The 15,290-nt window shown below is 62.3% G+C and carries 13 protein-coding genes and 2 tRNA genes; 4 read left to right on the top strand and 11 right to left on the bottom strand.

Translation table 11 applies throughout. The annotated features are described in order from the left end of the window. Positions 1-30: 30 nt before the first annotated feature. The 3 genes from estP to BN1188_RS16165 form a co-directional block, all read right to left on the bottom strand. Entirely contained in the window at positions 31-1,941 is a 1,911-nt protein-coding gene (gene estP / locus BN1188_RS16175; protein ID WP_040262427.1) for an esterase EstP, read from the bottom strand. A gap of 132 nt (positions 1,942-2,073) precedes the next feature. After that, positions 2,074-2,616: an RNA 2',3'-cyclic phosphodiesterase gene (gene thpR / locus BN1188_RS16170; protein ID WP_040262426.1), complete on the bottom strand. Its 543-nt coding sequence runs from the start codon at positions 2,614-2,616 to the stop codon at positions 2,074-2,076. A gap of 186 nt (positions 2,617-2,802) precedes the next feature. Beyond that, positions 2,803-4,467 (bottom strand): putative bifunctional diguanylate cyclase/phosphodiesterase, encoded by a 1,665-nt coding sequence (locus BN1188_RS16165; RefSeq protein WP_187375331.1) that lies wholly within the window; start codon positions 4,465-4,467, stop codon positions 2,803-2,805. Positions 4,468-4,622: 155 nt separating this feature from the next. Between BN1188_RS16165 and BN1188_RS16160 the strand changes: the two genes are divergently transcribed. After that, complete coding sequence (locus BN1188_RS16160; RefSeq protein WP_052469305.1) at positions 4,623-5,420, top strand: CAP domain-containing protein; 798 nt, start codon at positions 4,623-4,625, stop codon at positions 5,418-5,420. Positions 5,421-5,429: 9 nt separating this feature from the next. Here the strand turns inward: BN1188_RS16160 and BN1188_RS16155 are convergent, their stop codons facing one another. Further along, positions 5,430-6,266 (bottom strand): aldo/keto reductase, encoded by an 837-nt coding sequence (locus tag BN1188_RS16155; protein ID WP_040262425.1) that lies wholly within the window; start codon positions 6,264-6,266, stop codon positions 5,430-5,432. A gap of 151 nt (positions 6,267-6,417) precedes the next feature. Here BN1188_RS16155 and BN1188_RS16150 point away from each other — a divergent pair, with 151 nt between their 5' ends. After that, positions 6,418-7,074: a TIGR02466 family protein gene (locus BN1188_RS16150; protein WP_040262424.1), complete on the top strand. Its 657-nt coding sequence runs from the start codon at positions 6,418-6,420 to the stop codon at positions 7,072-7,074. 116 nt (positions 7,075-7,190) lie between these two features. Here the strand turns inward: BN1188_RS16150 and BN1188_RS16145 are convergent, their stop codons facing one another. From BN1188_RS16145 to BN1188_RS16120, 6 genes are all read right to left on the bottom strand, one after another. Further along, entirely contained in the window at positions 7,191-7,952 is a 762-nt protein-coding gene (locus tag BN1188_RS16145) for a YkgJ family cysteine cluster protein (RefSeq protein ID WP_040262423.1), read from the bottom strand. A 107-nt stretch (positions 7,953-8,059) separates the two neighbouring features. Continuing rightward, positions 8,060-8,860 carry an RHS repeat-associated core domain-containing protein gene (locus BN1188_RS22340; RefSeq protein WP_084596248.1) on the bottom strand — a complete coding sequence of 267 codons (801 nt, stop codon included), beginning with the start codon at positions 8,858-8,860 and terminating at the stop codon, positions 8,060-8,062. A 229-nt stretch (positions 8,861-9,089) separates the two neighbouring features. After that, positions 9,090-10,019, bottom strand: a complete 930-nt coding sequence (locus BN1188_RS16135; RefSeq protein ID WP_040262422.1) for a 2-hydroxyacid dehydrogenase — start codon at positions 10,017-10,019, stop codon at positions 9,090-9,092. Further along, positions 10,016-10,774 carry a class II aldolase/adducin family protein gene (locus BN1188_RS16130; RefSeq protein WP_040262421.1) on the bottom strand — a complete coding sequence of 253 codons (759 nt, stop codon included), beginning with the start codon at positions 10,772-10,774 and terminating at the stop codon, positions 10,016-10,018. Before BN1188_RS16130 ends, BN1188_RS16135 begins: the two co-directional genes overlap by 4 nt. A 239-nt stretch (positions 10,775-11,013) precedes the next feature. Further along, a tRNA-Asp gene (locus BN1188_RS16125) sits at positions 11,014-11,090 on the bottom strand. Between the two features lie 17 nt (positions 11,091-11,107). After that, positions 11,108-11,183: transfer RNA gene (locus tag BN1188_RS16120), tRNA-Val, on the bottom strand. Between the two features lie 162 nt (positions 11,184-11,345). Here BN1188_RS16120 and rdgC point away from each other — a divergent pair. Together rdgC and BN1188_RS16110 are read left to right on the top strand one after the other, a co-directional pair. Beyond that, positions 11,346-12,266: a recombination-associated protein RdgC gene (gene rdgC, locus BN1188_RS16115; protein WP_040262420.1), complete on the top strand. Its 921-nt coding sequence runs from the start codon at positions 11,346-11,348 to the stop codon at positions 12,264-12,266. Positions 12,267-12,297: 31 nt separating this feature from the next. Further along, positions 12,298-13,230 carry a bile acid:sodium symporter family protein gene (locus tag BN1188_RS16110; RefSeq protein ID WP_040262419.1) on the top strand — a complete coding sequence of 311 codons (933 nt, stop codon included), beginning with the start codon at positions 12,298-12,300 and terminating at the stop codon, positions 13,228-13,230. A 99-nt stretch (positions 13,231-13,329) separates the two neighbouring features. Here the strand turns inward: BN1188_RS16110 and BN1188_RS16105 are convergent, their stop codons facing one another. After that, on the bottom strand, positions 13,330-15,201 hold the full coding sequence (locus BN1188_RS16105; protein WP_040262418.1) for an MFS transporter: 1,872 nt from the start codon (positions 15,199-15,201) through the stop codon (positions 13,330-13,332). Positions 15,202-15,290 lie beyond the last annotated feature (89 nt).

Raw genomic sequence — 15,290 nt, 5'->3', positions numbered from 1 at the left:
CGGCGATTGCTCAGGCGGTCGGGGCCGCGGTCAGAAGTCCAGGCTCAGCGCCAGGTTCACCCCTTGCTGAGTGCTCTGACCGCTTCCTCGCCATTGGTAGGCCGCATTCAGCGCCAGGCCGGGCCTCAGTTGGTGGCGCAAGCCCAGGCTGGCCCGGTCATGGTTACGCGCCGGGCTATAGCCCTGAAGCTTGAAACCATTGGCCGGCAGGCTGCGCAGTGAGAGGTCCAGGTACTGGACGTCGTCGTTCAGCTCGCGCTCATGTGCCAGCTCACCGAATACCACGGTGGCAGGCGTCAATTGGCGGCTGAGGTGCAAGCCAAGGCCAAGTCGCCTGGAATCTTGACGCTGGTCGCCCACGGTCAGGGCCGTGGCCCGGGTGCTCTTCTCTGAATACCCATCCACCTCGACGCTGGCGTAGTCGGCGCTGATAAAGGGCGATACTTGCCAGGGGCCGGCTGGTGCCATCAGGTTGTAGCCCAGGCGCCCGCTCAGCGCCCACAGCGCACCCTGGCTGTCGCCTTTTTCCGAGCGTTCGCCCACGCCCAGATCGAAGGTACGCTTGAGCTGGTCATAGTCCAGCTTGCCCGCGGTCGCGGCCAGGTCAGCCCAGAACCGGCCTTGCCGGTATTGCGCGAACGCCGTGCCGAGGTAGCTGCTCAGGCTATAGTCGGAATCCGCCGCGCCGGCTTCCACTCGCTGGCGCTGGTACCCGCCCGCCAATCCCAGCCGCCAGGCCGTGTTCAGCCGGTAACTGCCGCCCACCATCAGGTTCAAGCCATGGCCGTTGGCCTTGGCGCCGCCGCGGTGATCATCCATGTCCAGGGATTGCCCAGCGGTGTCGAGCATGGCCTGCCACTGCCCTACGGCTTGCCAGGGTTGGTTCCACTGCGCTCGCAGGCTGTCCTGATGGCTACGCAGGCTGCCGTGGGCCAGTTCCGGCAGCAATGTCAGCTCCCATGGCGCCGATAGCAGCGAGTAGGCGTAGTCGGCGATCAGCTTCTGCCCAGCGCTGGTGGGATGCACGCTGTCGTTGAACAACAGCTTGCTCGGGTCGGCGTTGCCGCTGTTCAGGCCATAGGCCGCATTCTCAGTGCAGCCATTGCCGCTGAAACAGGTGCCCAGCAGATTCTGGTCCGTGGCCAGGCCATAACGACCGGGCTCGGCCACCACTTCCGAGAGCAGCAGGGGCACGTTGAGCGGGATTATCTCGGCGTCGATCTGTGCCAGTTGAGACACAAGCGTCTGGTTGAATACCGCGCTCAATGCCGATGTCCCAGCCTGGTTGGCGGTACCGTAGAGGTAGGGCGTAAGTCCCAGGTCAGGCAGCAGCCATACCATGATGTAGCGCGCACCGGCCTGCTGCAGTGCGGCTACGCTACTGGCCAGGCGGCCGGCCGCGGCGCTGGCCGTGGCCACCGAGGTCACTTGCCCCTGGAGGAAATCATTGCCGCCTCCGCTCAGGTAGTAGAGCGCGTTGGGGTCGGCCCGGTTGCCGTTGGCCAGGTAGCCTGGGCGGCTGCGCAGGAGCAGGCCAGCGATTTCCACCCGGGACTCACCGGTAATGGAATCGTAGATCTGGTCGGTTCGGTAGCCACCCGTGGCCCAGTTGTTTCCATCCGGTAGTCCCACGGCCTGGTTTATCGCCGAGGTGGAAGCGCCCAGCGCCAGCGAGTCGATGCCCAATCGCGTCCCTAATTGAGTGGAAGACACGGCGCCATAGATTTCTCCGCTGCCATCCTTATAGCTTGGGCCGGTGCGGTTGGTGAAACGAGTACTGGCGCCCAATGGGCCGGTCAGGTCTGGAAACTGCCCGGCATCGCTGAGGCTGTCGCCGAACACGATCATGGTGGAGTATGGCGAAGGGTTGGCCGAGGCAGGCGTGGCACCCAAAACAAGGCCAAGCGCAACGGCGGTAGCAAGCGCGGTTTTTTTCATCATGCTGGTATCGTCCTTGTATTTTTATTGTTACAGGATCGGACGATAGTACTAATGGAACGTCATGAATACCGAGTTAGGTGACTTTTCCCTCTTTCCTACACGGGATTAGGTAGTCACCTACAAGACAGACGCTCAAGTCAGCGACCAGTGTCGGAGCGGCGAGTATTGGCCTTTATGCGATTCGAACAGCGTGAACCGGCTGGCGCTCAACCACAGCTCAGGCGGCATCACGGCTTCGGGGGCCTGGCCTTGAAAGTCTCGGGCAAGGGTCAGGTGAGGCCGGTAATCACGACTCTCCTTGAGCAGGCCGAGCGGCAGCAGGGCTTGCTGCAAGTCATACGCCAGGCGGAGTAGGGCCTTGGGGGGCGACTGCGGCGCCAGCACCAGTACACCGGAGCGATGCCAGGCCTCGAGACGGTCCAGCGGCACCCGCAAAGCGCCGCCAGGGGGACGCACGGAACCAGCGGCCGCGAGTACCGAGGGCAGGCGCTCGAGACTGACCTCGCCAAGAAACAGCAGGGTCAGGTGAAAGTGTTCCGAGGGCACCTTACGGCCCTGCCCCAAGGGCAGCGTCTTGCGCCAGCGCGCGATGACCTGGCGCTGCTCGGCAGTGCAATCCAGCGCGAAGAACAAGCGTTTGAAGGGCTCGCCGGTAGCGCGTGGCTGGGAGATCATTGGCTCTGCTCCTGTGGCAAGAAACGGCCCTGCGGGTCGCTGCACAATAGAGACACGGGCGGCGGGTTCGTTCAAGCTAAGCCGGCCAGTAGCAGCTACCGAAGCCCAGGTTCATTGCCGCGGGGCAGACAAGCGAAGGCAGGAAACCCGTGTAAATACCGGTGCTATCGACTGAATGCTTTACAATCAAGCCGCGGGTTCGTGGCTGGATTTGGCAACGACCCCTAGCCACTCTCTGAGGTGAACCTCTGAGAGCGGTTCGCTGAATAGATAGCCCTGCGCCATGGGACAACCTGCTTCACCTAGCCACTGCGCTTGTCCACGGGTCTCCACTCCTTCGGCCAGCGCGGGCAAGCCTAAGCCTTCGCTCAGGTGAATGACTGCTCGAACGATACGGGCGTTCTTTTCGCTCTGAAGCACCGTATCGATGAATGTCCGATCTATCTTCAGCTTGTCGAAATTGAAATGGCTCAACTGTGCCAAGCTTGAGTAGCCCGTGCCGAAATCGTCCATGGCGATGCGTATCCCCATCTTTTGCAAGGCGTGTATTTGCTTGCTGGCCATGGCTACGTCGTTCACCACCGCGGTTTCGGTTACCTCCAACTCCAGGCGGTTCGCCGGAAAGCCGCTTCGCTGCAGTGCGGTGTGCACCCGTTCGACGAGGCCTTCATCCCGAAGGTCCAGGGCGCTGAGGTTGAATGCCAGCCAAAGGTGGTCGGGCCAACTCGCAGCTTCCCGACAGGCCCGCTCCAGTAGCAGTGTGGTCAAATCCCGCATCAGCCCGGATCGCTCAGCGGCCCGGATGAAAGACGTGGGTGGAATCTGTCCATGCACGGGGTGATCCAACCGAGCCAAGGCCTCAAAACCGATAATCTCCTCCCCCTGCAAGGAAACGATTGGCTGATAGGCTAGGCTCAGATAGCCATTATCGAGCGCCTCGCGCAGCAGCTGCGCCACTTGCGACTGCTGCTCAAGATGCGAATCGCGCAGGGGATCGAAAAAGCGAATCGTATTCTTGCCATCATGCTTGCCTTGATACAGCGCCAGGTCGGCGCGGCGAAGCAGGCTGCTGAGGTCTGCCCCATCTCTAGGGTATTGAGCAACACCATAGGTGCCCGCCGCGCTCAGGCGCACAGAGCCAAATACCGCAGGGCTGGAAATCAGCGAAGCCAGTTGATCGAGCAAAAGGCGAGCAGCCTCCGCGGTTTTGGCAGAGCGGATGATCAGCGCGAATTCATCTCCACCCAAACGGCATGCAAAATCACCTTGCGGCAAGGATTTGCGTAGACGCTCCGCCAGCTCCTTGAGCAACCGGTCACCGAAGGCATGACCATAAACATCATTGACGGATTTGAAGCCATCCAAGTCAAAGACCACCAGGAAGAATGGATCATCGGGGCGTAGTCTGCGGGAATGGAACTCCAGCTCCAGGCCTCGCCGGTTGGACAACCGAGTCAAACTGTCATGGAGAGCCATGTCGATTGCGGCTCTTTCAGCGAGTTGGCGACTGCGGACTTCTTTGTGAAGTTCGTAAACCCTACGAATACCGAAGGCGAAGCCACACCAGCCCATAACTACAAAGCCAAGGAACAGTTCATCTGCTTGCCAACTCTCGTGCTGGGCGCTGAATTGGGTGAGTTCTTCGAAAAGATCCAAATGAATGCCGAGCCAAAGCACTGACAAACCCAAGCAAGCGATCACGATAGAATCCCACCAGGCCTGATGGAGGCGAAAGGATCGGCGCGATATGCGGTTTGCCATAGGAAAGTCGTCGGTGGGATCTTGATCTTCAGCTATCGACCCGTATGGAACATCCTTGAACCCATCGGTCAGTTCCTCGCCCTGTACCATGGGGCACGGGCTGGTCATATTCGCGGTGGAACACACCGGCGGATGGTTGGGTGCCCTGTTGGAGTTTGAATGATTTCGCCCTGAGGAGATTTTTTCGCGTGACAACACGAACCGAAACCAGTGCCTGGATACCTGGCCTATGCCTTGCCTTGGCCATGGTGAACGCGGCCCAGGCGGATGACGCTCCGGCCTTGGTGAGCGCGCTTAACGAATACCGCGGTCAACCGCAACGCTGCGGCGATCTGGCATCGCTGCCGCTCCCGCCCCTGACGCCGGACACGCGGCTGGCGGCGGCCGCCGGGGATCCGGGAGATTTGACCCAAGCGCTGGCGCGGGCGAACTATCCCATGGTCAACGTCCGGGCCATCAGCCTGTCCGGCCCCAGGGACGCTGCCGCGGCCATGGCTGCCATGGCCGTGCCCTATTGCCAGGTCATCCTGGACCCTCAGTTCGTGGATGTGGCCGTTACCCAGCAAGGACGTGACTGGCGCATCCTGTTGGCGCGCCCATTGCTGACCGCCAGGCTGGGTACGGCCCAGGCCGAAGGCAAGAACCTGCTCGAAGCGGTCAATCGGGCCCGCGCCCAGGCTCGCCAATGCGGTGGCCAAGCCTTCACTGCCAGCCCTCCCCTGGTCTGGGACGACATCCTGGGCAGCGTCGCTGAAGCCCATAGCCGGGACATGGCCAACCGTAACTACTTCGATCATCTTGATCGCGACGGGCGACTGCCGGGAGACCGTGCCGAACTGGCCGGATACAGCGGCACCCAGGTGGCCGAAACCATCGCGGCAGGCCAGGACAGTGGCGCCAAGGTGGTGGAGGGGTGGCTGGCCAGCCCTGGTCACTGCGCGGCCCTGATGAGCCCACACCTGCAAGCCATGGGCGCCGCCTATGCCACCGCCCCCAAGAGCGACGCTGGCATTTACTGGACGGCCATGTTCGGCGCCCTCTGACGCCTGAGCTCAGGCTCCCATGGCGAAGGTTTCCGGGTCCGGGCCCAGGCGTTGCTGGCGATCCAGTGCCTGGATCGACTGCCGATCCTCCTCAGTGAGGCTGAAGTCGAACACTTCGAAGTTGATGCGGATGCGTTCAGGCGTTACGGACTTGGGAATCACGATGGTGCCATTGTCCAGATGCCAGCGCAGGGCGACCTGGGCCGGGCTCTTGCCATACTTGGCGGCGATGGCCTGCAACTGCGGGTCTTCGGCGACCTTGCCCTGGGCCAAGGGGCTCCAAGCTTCGGTATGGATTCCATGTTCCTGGTGGAAGGCACGCAGGTCGGCTCGCTGGAAATACGGATGGGCTTCGACCTGGTTGACCGCCGGAACGACTCCGGTTTCGTCGATCAGACGCTGCAGGTGGCTGGGGTTGAAATTGGATACGCCGATGGACAGCGCGCGGCCTTCGTCACGCAAGGCGATCAGGGCTTTCCAAGTGTCCAGATAGCGCTCGGCCATGGGCAGCGGCCAATGGATCAGCAACAGGTCCACATAATCCAGGCCCAGTCGTTCCAGACTGCGCAGGGCCGCCTCCCGTGCCTGGTCAAAGCCCTGGTCGGCATTCCACACCTTGGTGGTCACGAAGTACGACTCACGCGGCAGGCCGGCATCCTGCAGGCCCAGGCCCACTCCGCCCTCATTCTCGTAGATGGACGCGGTATCGATGGAGCGATAGCCCACTTCGAAGGCCTCGCGCACCGCCTGGCGGGCTTGGTCCTCACTGGCTTTCCAGACCCCAAGGCCTAGTTGCGGCATCATCTTGTCGTCGTTAAGCGTGACGTAGGGAACCGATTTGCTCATGGAGCCTCCTCTCGAAAATGAATGACGCCTGGTTTACCGACACCGTCGTCCTCCGTGGGTTCGCAGGCTGGATGGGAACCGCCGACGCGGTTGCGCCCGGCCGGCTTTGAAACCAGAATGAAAGCACCCTTTGTCCTTCGGCGGCCTCTGAATGACCGAGCACCAGTTCGACGAAAGCCTGATGAAAATCCGTAAGCTGTTCCCTACTCCCTTGGTGAGTTGCCAGCTGCCGGAGCATGCGCGCCTCAATGAGCAACTGAGCGCCGCCATTTTCGCGGAGGAAGCCCGGTCTCGGGGCGTGCAGCACAGCAACCAGGGTGGCTGGCAGTCGGAAGCGGACTTCGCCGATTGGTCGGGCGAGGCCGGTGCCACCCTGCTCCAGTTCGCCCAGGACATGGCGCGCAGCCTTACGGCGGTACACACCGCGGACAACGGCCTGGTTCACGCCACCTTCCAATGGCATTACAACGCCTGGGCCAACATCAACCGTGCTGGTGACAGCAATGGCGTGCATGGCCATGCCGGGGCCTTCTGGTCGGCGGTCTACTGGGTGGACGACGGCGGTCGCGCCCAGGACCCGAGCATTGGCGGCGACCTGGAATTCCTCGACCCCCGTGGTCTGGTGGCCTCGGCCTACCGCCCTGAGCTACGCATGCGTATCGAGGAGTGCGTCAGCGCCGGCTGCGCTACCACGGAAGCCGCCCGCAGCGGAACCCTGATGATGTTTCCCTCCTGGCTGCTGCACAGCGTCCGGCCATTCAAGGGCAGCCGTCCACGCATCTCCATCGCGTTCAATTTCGGCCTGTAACCGAGCCCGCACGAGCAGGCGTTCCGAGGTCACGCCTGCTGAAGTTCTCTGGCACCGTGGACTTTTGACCCGCCCGGCCCGCCGATTCCATGGGCAGGCCACGCCTGGCCAAGTGATCAGGCCGCCTGACGCAGCGGGATATAGGTCAGGTTGTGCTGCTCCAGTGCAGCCGCGATCAGGGCCCCGGTCTCTTCCAGACGCGCGATCAGGTCTTCGCTCGGAGCAAGCAATGACCAGGCCTGCTCATGGGCGAAGCGGGCCAATCGCAACGCCTCTACCCGCTCCGCCGCCTGACGGAAGTGCGTCATATCCGGCATGAAGGCGGCGAACCCCTCCCCCTTCAGGGCCATGCTCCGGATACCCAGCAAATGGCAAATGGCAGCCTTTGCGGCGATGTCATCGCGGTCGGCCTGACGAGAGCGCTCGATCAACTGTCGCAGGTCGGCGTCTACGGCCTGGCCCCCGTGAATCAGCCGGGGCCCCTGTTCCCACGCTTGGGGCGGGCAATCCTTGTTCTCGGCGCGCAGCGGAATGTGCGGGTTGATCTCCATGGGATAGATGCGGCACACCAGCGGGCGGCGCTCGTAGATGCGGCACATCTTGTTTTCATCGAGGTTGCGGCAGGCCCCCTGGTTGAAAGCGGCGAAGGTAATGGCCACATAGGCATGCACGCTTCCACTGGGCACCCGCAGCGAGCGGCGACGGGCATGCTGCAAGGCGGGGTCCAGGTCCAGCCAGGCGTCTTCCAGAAAGCCTTCGGTGAGCACGATCAATTGCCCGCCATCGTCGGCCCACTGCACTGCCTCGGCCAGGGTCAGGGGAACGTGATGATCGTTACAGCACTTGCCACAGCCCACACAGGAAAACCGCATGCCCATACCTCAGCCGATGGACCCGGCGCCGAAAAACAGGCGCCGGAAGAAGGAGTACGAGGGAGGTAGCAGACTGTGTGCCAACTGGTACAAAAGCCAACAGGGAAGTCCAGTTAATATCGATACCCATACCGAATTATGACTCTCGGACCTCCCACAAAGCTGTCATCCGAGTCATAGGACATGTCCGAATCAGGACTGGGTGGGCGGAGCGCCTCAGATTGTCGCCTCGGGCTCGACCGTCGCGCAACGCCTCGTACCCTTGGCGCCTCGTGCAGATTCAATAGAGGCAACGCTGGTTCGATTCTTCCGTTCGTCGCGCGATAGCTCGAGTTCAGGGCGCGGCTAGAGGCCGAAGCAGGAGCAGCCTCTACGCCAGTGGCGCTTATCACCGGTTCCGGCGCCGGCCGTTCAATGGGATGTGTCCGGGTAAAGGCCCGGGATCCGCGCCCTGTATTGGCAGGGATTGCGCGAACGCCTCGCACTCGAGCAACCGAGGCCATTGGCCGACCCACGCCTGTGATTGGTCCGGAAGGTAAGATGATCGGGCGAGGACGCACCAACTGCCGAATCTCGGCTTGTTGCACCACCCACTTCCACCATACCGGTGCACGACCATCCGGATCATGCTTGTTGATCGGGTCGCTATTGCAATAGGCATACCCGTTGATGCCCCCAGGGCCAAAGGGGCTCAGGCTATCGTACCTTCCAAAGCGATGCAGTAATGGGAGATAGGGTCGGTAGCCATTTCCAAAGGCAATGAAGCGTCCAGGTTCGAGAAGCAAACCGTTATAGCCGCTACGTTGTCGGTGCGGCGAGCTCATCCCGAATGGCGTATAGGCAAAGCTCCGTTCTTTTCCTGCCAGTAGCACGGAGCGAGTACTATCCGTGGCGAGCACAAGGGAAGTGATCATACGGCTATTCCTGTCTACTCACTTTCAAGACATTTCACAGCAGCTGGAAAAAAATGGCAGCTAGTCATCCTGCCAGCCAAGAGCGAGTGCGCCGCTGAACCGTTGTCGGATAGTGAGGATGGTTGCGACAAGCTAGGCGCTGAACCACCCTGCGTTTCCCTCAGCCGAGTCCTTCTGTAGACAGCCTACAGCGGAAACGGCAGGTGATAGGACAGCGTCCGGAACCTGTTCAATACCCCGCCTCAGGATCCGCCTCATTGAGCAAAGGCTGGCCGGCCTGCAACCGTCGCACATTCTCGACCACCTGCCGAGCGATACTGCCCGGTGAGGCCGAGGACGCCATGTGCGGCGTAATCACCACGCCGGGGGTTTGCCATAATGGGTCATCCGCAGGCAAAGGCTCTTGCTCGAACACGTCGAGCACCGCGCCGCGTAGACGACCGCTGTCCAGCGCGGCCAGCAGGTCCGGGACGACCAGATGCTCACCCCGACCGCAGTTGACCAGTACCGCGCCCGGCGCCAGGCGAGCAAAAACCCGAGCATCGAGCAGGCCACGGGTCTGCTCGGTCAACGGCAGCAGACAGATGAGCATATCCAGCCCGTCGAGAAAAGGCTGCAGTTCCGCCGCCCCGGCGTAGCTGCGAACGCCGGGCAAGGCCTTGACCGAGCGGGCCCAGCCGCGCACCGAGAAGCCCAGGCTGGCCAGCGCGCTGGCGGCATGAGCGCCCAGTGCGCCCAGCCCCAGCACCCCTACCTGACATAACGCCGCGGAGCGTTGGCCCGGTTCGACCCAACGAGCTTCGGCCTGGTTGGCCAGGACCTGGTCCATACGGCGATGGTGATGCAGCACAGCCCAAAGGACGTATTCGGTCATCCCCTGGCGGTGATCGGCATCGACGATCCGGCACACCGGCACGCCGGGCGGACGGCTGCCATCGCGCAACACGTGATCGATGCCGGCGGCAATGGATTGCACCAGGCGCAACCGGGGATACGCGCCCAGACTGCCCGGCGCCGGGCACCAACAGGCTGCTACCTGCGCCTGCTCCGCCGCCGGCTCGCCGTGAAGATAGACTGGCAGCTCCGGTGCCAGTGCCTGGATCGCCAGGCGCAAGGTGCTGAGGTCATCGCTCGCGCTGATCAATACCACGCCGGTCATGAGCAGTAATCCTCACGCTGGTCGGCGATGAGCTTGAGGGCTGCCTCCCAGGCCAATTGCATCAGCGCAAGCCCCGCTTCGTCATCGGTGAACTGGCTGGCGGTCAGCCGGCATACGGCTTCGGAGGGGTAGATCAGTTCACTACCCCCGGTCAGGGCCTGGACCTGCGCCTGGCAGGCCCGCTCCAGGAAATGGATTTCATGGAAAGCCTCGGCTACCGTGCGCCCTCCGGCGAGCAGACCATGGTTACGTAGAATCATGGCGCGATGCGGGCCAAGGTCGCGTACCAGCCGCTCACGCTCCTCGAGATGCAAGGCAACCCCTTCGTAGGTGTGGTAAGCCAGCTTGCCGTAGAACTTCAGCGCATGCTGGGTAATCGGCAACAAGCCATGGGCCTGGGCCGACACCGCCATGCCCGCGGCCGTGTGGGTGTGGATCACGCAGTTCATGTCTTCCCGAGCCAGGTGGATGGCCGAATGAATCACAAAGCCGGCTTCATTGACGTTGTGAGCTTCATAGGCGGGATCCACCCGCCGGCCTTCCTTATCGATAAGCACCAGATCGCTGGCGCGCATGTGATCGAACAACACGCCATAGCGGTTTATCAGGAAGTGATGCTCCGGCCCCGGCACTCGTAGGCTGATATGGGTGTCGATCAGGTCGGTCATGCGAAAATGCGCCACCAGCCGATAGAGCGCGGCCAGTTCGCAACGTAGCTGCCATTCGGTGGGGGAACAGTGAGGGGTAACGCTCATCGGGGGCTCCGGCTAGTCAGGCATTGCCGCAACCCTGCAAGGCCTGCGCCAGGCCATATAGCCCGAATCGCGCATCTGCCGGGCCTGCCCTGCGCGAACATGGTGCCCGTGGAGGCGACTGTGCCTCATGACCGATCGTGAAAGCGTGGGCTGTATCCAAGAAACAGAGGCCAAAAAAAAAACGACCCCTAAGGATCGTTTTTTTGCTCACGGGTGTTCAGTGGGCCCATGAGCGAAGATGGCGCAGCGGACGGGACTCGAACCCGCGACCCCCGGCGTGACAGGCCGGTATTCTAACCGACTGAACTACCGCTGCGCGATACACAGAGCGAGTGGTGGGTGATGACGGGATCGAACCGCCGACCCTCTGCTTGTAAGGCAGATGCTCTCCCGGCTGAGCTAATCACCCTTTGTCTCTCGGTGTGGCGCGCATTCTACGGAGGGCATTTCCTGCTGGCAAGCACTTTTTCAAAAAATTTTTCGAGCCCTTCCAAAGACTTAGCCCAGGGTTGGCCTTGGCGCTAACAGAGAGAATAATGCCCGGCTTCTGTACCTAATGAGACACCCGCCAATGTGGTTCAAAAACCTGCTCGTCTATCGCCTCACCCAGGAAGTGCCGTTCGAACCCGAGGCCCTCGAAGCCGCGCTCGCCAGCAAGCCGGCCCGCCCCTGCGCCAGCCAGGAATTGGCGACCTATGGTTTCGTCGCACCCTTCGGCAAGGGTGAAGACGCTCCGCTGCTGCACCTGAGCCAGGACTTCCTGCTCATCGCCGCGCGCAAGGAAGAGCGCATCCTCCCAAGCAGCGTCGTGCGTGACGCTGTACAGGAGAAGATTGAGGAAATCGAAACCGAGCAGATGCGCAAGGTCTACAAGAAGGAGCGCGAGCAGATCAAGGACGAGATCATCCAGGCCTTCCTGCCCCGCGCCTTTATCCGTCGCTCCAGCACCTTCGCCGCCATCGCACCCAAGCAGGGCCTGATCCTGGTGAACTCGGCCAGCGCCAAGCGCGCTGAAGACCTGCTTTCTACCTTGCGCGAGGTCATGGGCTCCCTGCCAGTGCGCCCGCTGACCGTGAAAATCGCCCCTACCGCCACCATGACCGACTGGGTGAAAACCCAGCAGCCGGCTGCGGATTTCTACGTACTGGACGAATGCGAACTGCGCGACACTGGCGAAGACGGTGGCATCGTGCGCTGCAAGCGCCAGGACCTGGCCAGCGAGGAAATCCAGCTGCACCTGAACACCGGCAAGCAGGTTACCCAGCTCGCGCTCGCCTGGCAGGACAAACTTTCCTTCCTGCTGGACGACAAGATGGTCATCAAGCGGCTGAAGTTCGAAGAGCTGCTGCAGGATCAGGCCGAGGAAGACGGCGGCGAGGAAGCCCTCAGTCAACTGGACGCCAGCTTCACCCTGATGATGCTGACCTTCGGTGACTTCCTGCCCGCCCTGTTCGAAGCCCTGGGCGGCGAAGACATGCCGCAAGGTATCTGACCAACCACGCATAACAATAAAGGAAAAGCACATGCGCGCCCTGGCCGCTTTCAGCCGTTTCGTGGGCAATACCTTCGCCATCTGGGTGCTGGTGTTTGCCGTTCTGGCGTTCCTGCAACCGGCCTGGTTCATCGGGCTGAAGGGTTACATCGTTCCCTTGTTGGGGCTCGTGATGTTCGGCATGGGGCTGACCCTCAGGCTGGACGACTTCGCGGAGGTGCTGCGCCACCCCTGGCGGGTGGGCCTGGGCGTGGTCGCTCACTTCGTGATCATGCCCGGCGTGGCCTGGGTGCTCTGCCAGGTGTTTCACCTGCCGCCGGAAATCGCTGTGGGGGTCATCCTCGTCGGCTGCTGCCCCAGCGGCACGTCCTCGAACGTCATGACCTGGCTGGCCAAGGGCGACCTGGCGCTTTCGGTGGCCATCGCCGCGGTCACCACCCTGCTCGCGCCCCTGCTGACTCCCGCGCTTATCTGGTTGCTGGCCTCGGCCTGGATGCCGGTGTCCTTCTGGGACATGTTCTGGTCGATCCTGCAGTTCGTGATGCTGCCGATCGTGCTGGGCGTGATTGCCCAGCGCTTGCTCGGCAAGGCAGTGGCCATAGCCGTGGAGGTGCTGCCACTGGTCTCGGTGGTGAGCATCGTGATGATCGTCTGCGCGGTGGTGGCGGCCAGCCAGGCCAGGATCGCCGAGTCCGGCCTGCTGATCATGGCGGTGGTGATGCTGCATAACGGCTTCGGCTATCTGCTGGGGTATTTCACCGGCCGCTTGTGCGGACTGCCCCTGGCCCAGCGCAAGTCGCTGGCGCTGGAGGTGGGCATGCAGAACTCAGGCCTTGGCGCCGCCCTGGCCGCGGCGCATATCTCCCCGATCGCCGCGGTGCCGAGCGCGCTGTTCAGCGTGTGGCACAACATCTCCGGCGCCCTTCTTTCTACCTTCTTCCGGCGGATGAAGGGAACGGAATAAGGCGCGCAGGTTCGTTCGCCAGCTGCCGCCGGCTCCCACCGGAGGGAGCACCCTGGTGGGAGCTAGCGGCAGCTAGCGAACGAATCTGAAACCTGCCCGTCAACGCCAATCCCCCCGCAACGCCTGCACCCTCTCCCGCAATACCCCCGGAGTATGCTCATCTGGCCCTACCGAGGGGCCGGCGGCGACCTCAACCCTGGACCAGAACCGCTTGAACAGCCCCTTGTGTGGCGCGCGGCTGAAGAAGCTTCCCCACAACCCGCGCAGGGCCATGGGAATCACCGGCACCGGGGTTTGCTGGAGAATGGTGGTAATACCGCTCTTGAAAGCGTCGATCTCGCCATCCCGGGTGAGCTTGCCTTCCGGGAACACACACACCAGCTCGCCCACGGCCAGGTAACCGGCGATATCACGGAACGCCCGTTCGTAGATCAGCAGGTCCTCGCTACGCCCGGCGATCGGAATGGCGCCGACGGTGCGGAAGAAGAAGTTGAGCACCGGCAGGTTGTAGATCCGGTAATACATGACGAAGCGCACCGGCCGGCGAATGGCGCCTGCCAGGATCAGCGCGTCCACGAAGGAGACATGGTTGCACATCAGCAGCCCAGGCCCTTCCTCCGGGATATGCTCCAGCCCGCGGTGGCGGACCCGGTACATCGAGTGGCTGAGCAGCCACACCAGGAAGCGAACGCTGAACTCAGGCACGATCTTGAAGATGTAGGCGTTCACCGCCACGTTCATCAGGGAAACCACCAGGAACAGCTGAGGAATGCTCAGCCCCGCCCCGCTGAGCAGGCCCACCGCCACCACCGCCGAGATGACCATGAAGAGCGCATTAAGGATATTGTTGGCGGCGATTACCTGGGCGCGTTCATGTGCAGGTGTGCGGGCCTGAATGAGTGCATACAGGGGCACGATGTAGAAGCCCCCGAAAATGCCCAGGCCAAGAATATCCACCAGCACCGGCCATACGCCGGGCTGGCCCAGCAACTCCAGCCAGCCATAACCGGCCTCGACCGGGGTCGCTACCTGCCCCGAATGCCACCACCAGAGCAGCCCGAACAGGGTCAGGCCAAAGGAACCGAAGGGTACCAGGCCGATTTCCACCTGCCGGCCCGACAACCGCTCGCAAAGCACGGAACCCAGCGCTATGCCAACGGAAAAGGTCGTGAGCACCAGGGTGACCGCGGTTTCGTCACCGTGCAGCCAGGTCTTGGCATAGCTAGGGATCTGGGTGAGGTAGATGGCGCCGACGAACCAGAACCAGGAATTGCCCAGCAACGAGCGGGACACCGCCTTCGGCTGGCCCAGGCCCAGACGCAAGGTATGCAGCGTCTGCGCGGGAATGTTCCAGCGGATCCTTGTATGAGGCGCCGCGGCCGGGGCCGGCGGAATGAAGCGGCTGGCCAGGTAGCCGAGCACCGCTACTGTCACCATGGCCACTGCCACCGAAGGCGCATACAGGGTTTCAGCCATCAGCATGCCCGCGCCTATGGTACCGCCAAGAATTGCCAGGAAGGTGCCCATTTCCACCAAGCCATTGCCGCCAAGAAGCTCCTGGCGCTGCAGGGCCTGGGGCAGGATGGAGTACTTGACTGGCCCGAACACGGCCGAATGGGTACCCATGGCGAACAAGGCGACCAGTAGTACGGGCAGATGGCTGGTAAGAAAGCCCGCCGCGGCGACGCCCATGATCAGAATCTCGGCCAGCTTTACCGCGCGAATCAGCCGGTGCTTGTCGAACCGCTCCCCTAATTGCCCGGCCAGGGCCGAGAACAGGAAGAACGGCAGGATGAACAGCAGTGCGCAGAGGTTGATCCAGAAGGTGCGATCCCCTTCGATGCTCAACTTGTAGAGTATGGCCAGGATCAGCGACTGCTTGAAGACATTGTCGTTGAACGCCCCAAGCGCCTGGGTAATGAAGAACGGCAGAAAGCGGCGGGTGCGCAACAGCTTGAACTGGGAACTCATCGTCCTGGAACTCCTGATCCATCGGCCTGATTGACATGGGACGCCCGCGGCGGCCAAAAGCCACACCCCAGGGTAGACATTGGTCGCGA

The sequence above is a fragment of the Pseudomonas massiliensis genome (genome assembly GCF_000826105.1).
Lineage (GTDB): Bacteria > Pseudomonadota > Gammaproteobacteria > Pseudomonadales > Pseudomonadaceae > Aquipseudomonas > Aquipseudomonas massiliensis.
Note: the sequence above shows the minus strand (reverse complement) of the source record. Positions and strands in the feature narration are given on the sequence as shown.

Excerpts from the sequence above, each read along its gene's own strand:
- BN1188_RS16105 (WP_040262418.1), bottom strand. The coding sequence starts at position 15,201 with ATGAGTTCCCAGTTCAAGCTGTTGCGCACCCGCCGCTTTCTGCCGTTC.
- BN1188_RS16165 (WP_187375331.1), bottom strand. The coding sequence starts at position 4,467 with ATGGTACAGGGCGAGGAACTGACCGATGGGTTCAAGGATGTTCCATAC.
- BN1188_RS22340 (WP_084596248.1), bottom strand. The coding sequence starts at position 8,860 with ATGATCACTTCCCTTGTGCTCGCCACGGATAGTACTCGCTCCGTGCTA.
- BN1188_RS16130 (WP_040262421.1), bottom strand. The coding sequence starts at position 10,774 with ATGAGCGTTACCCCTCACTGTTCCCCCACCGAATGGCAGCTACGTTGC.
- thpR (WP_040262426.1), bottom strand. The coding sequence starts at position 2,616 with ATGATCTCCCAGCCACGCGCTACCGGCGAGCCCTTCAAACGCTTGTTC.
- estP (WP_040262427.1), bottom strand. The coding sequence starts at position 1,941 with ATGATGAAAAAAACCGCGCTTGCTACCGCCGTTGCGCTTGGCCTTGTT.
- rdgC (WP_040262420.1), top strand. The coding sequence starts at position 11,346 with ATGTGGTTCAAAAACCTGCTCGTCTATCGCCTCACCCAGGAAGTGCCG.
- BN1188_RS16135 (WP_040262422.1), bottom strand. The coding sequence starts at position 10,019 with ATGACCGGCGTGGTATTGATCAGCGCGAGCGATGACCTCAGCACCTTG.
- BN1188_RS16145 (WP_040262423.1), bottom strand. The coding sequence starts at position 7,952 with ATGGGCATGCGGTTTTCCTGTGTGGGCTGTGGCAAGTGCTGTAACGAT.
- BN1188_RS16160 (WP_052469305.1), top strand. The coding sequence starts at position 4,623 with ATGGTGAACGCGGCCCAGGCGGATGACGCTCCGGCCTTGGTGAGCGCG.
- BN1188_RS16110 (WP_040262419.1), top strand. The coding sequence starts at position 12,298 with ATGCGCGCCCTGGCCGCTTTCAGCCGTTTCGTGGGCAATACCTTCGCC.
- BN1188_RS16150 (WP_040262424.1), top strand. The coding sequence starts at position 6,418 with ATGACCGAGCACCAGTTCGACGAAAGCCTGATGAAAATCCGTAAGCTG.
- BN1188_RS16155 (WP_040262425.1), bottom strand. The coding sequence starts at position 6,266 with ATGAGCAAATCGGTTCCCTACGTCACGCTTAACGACGACAAGATGATG.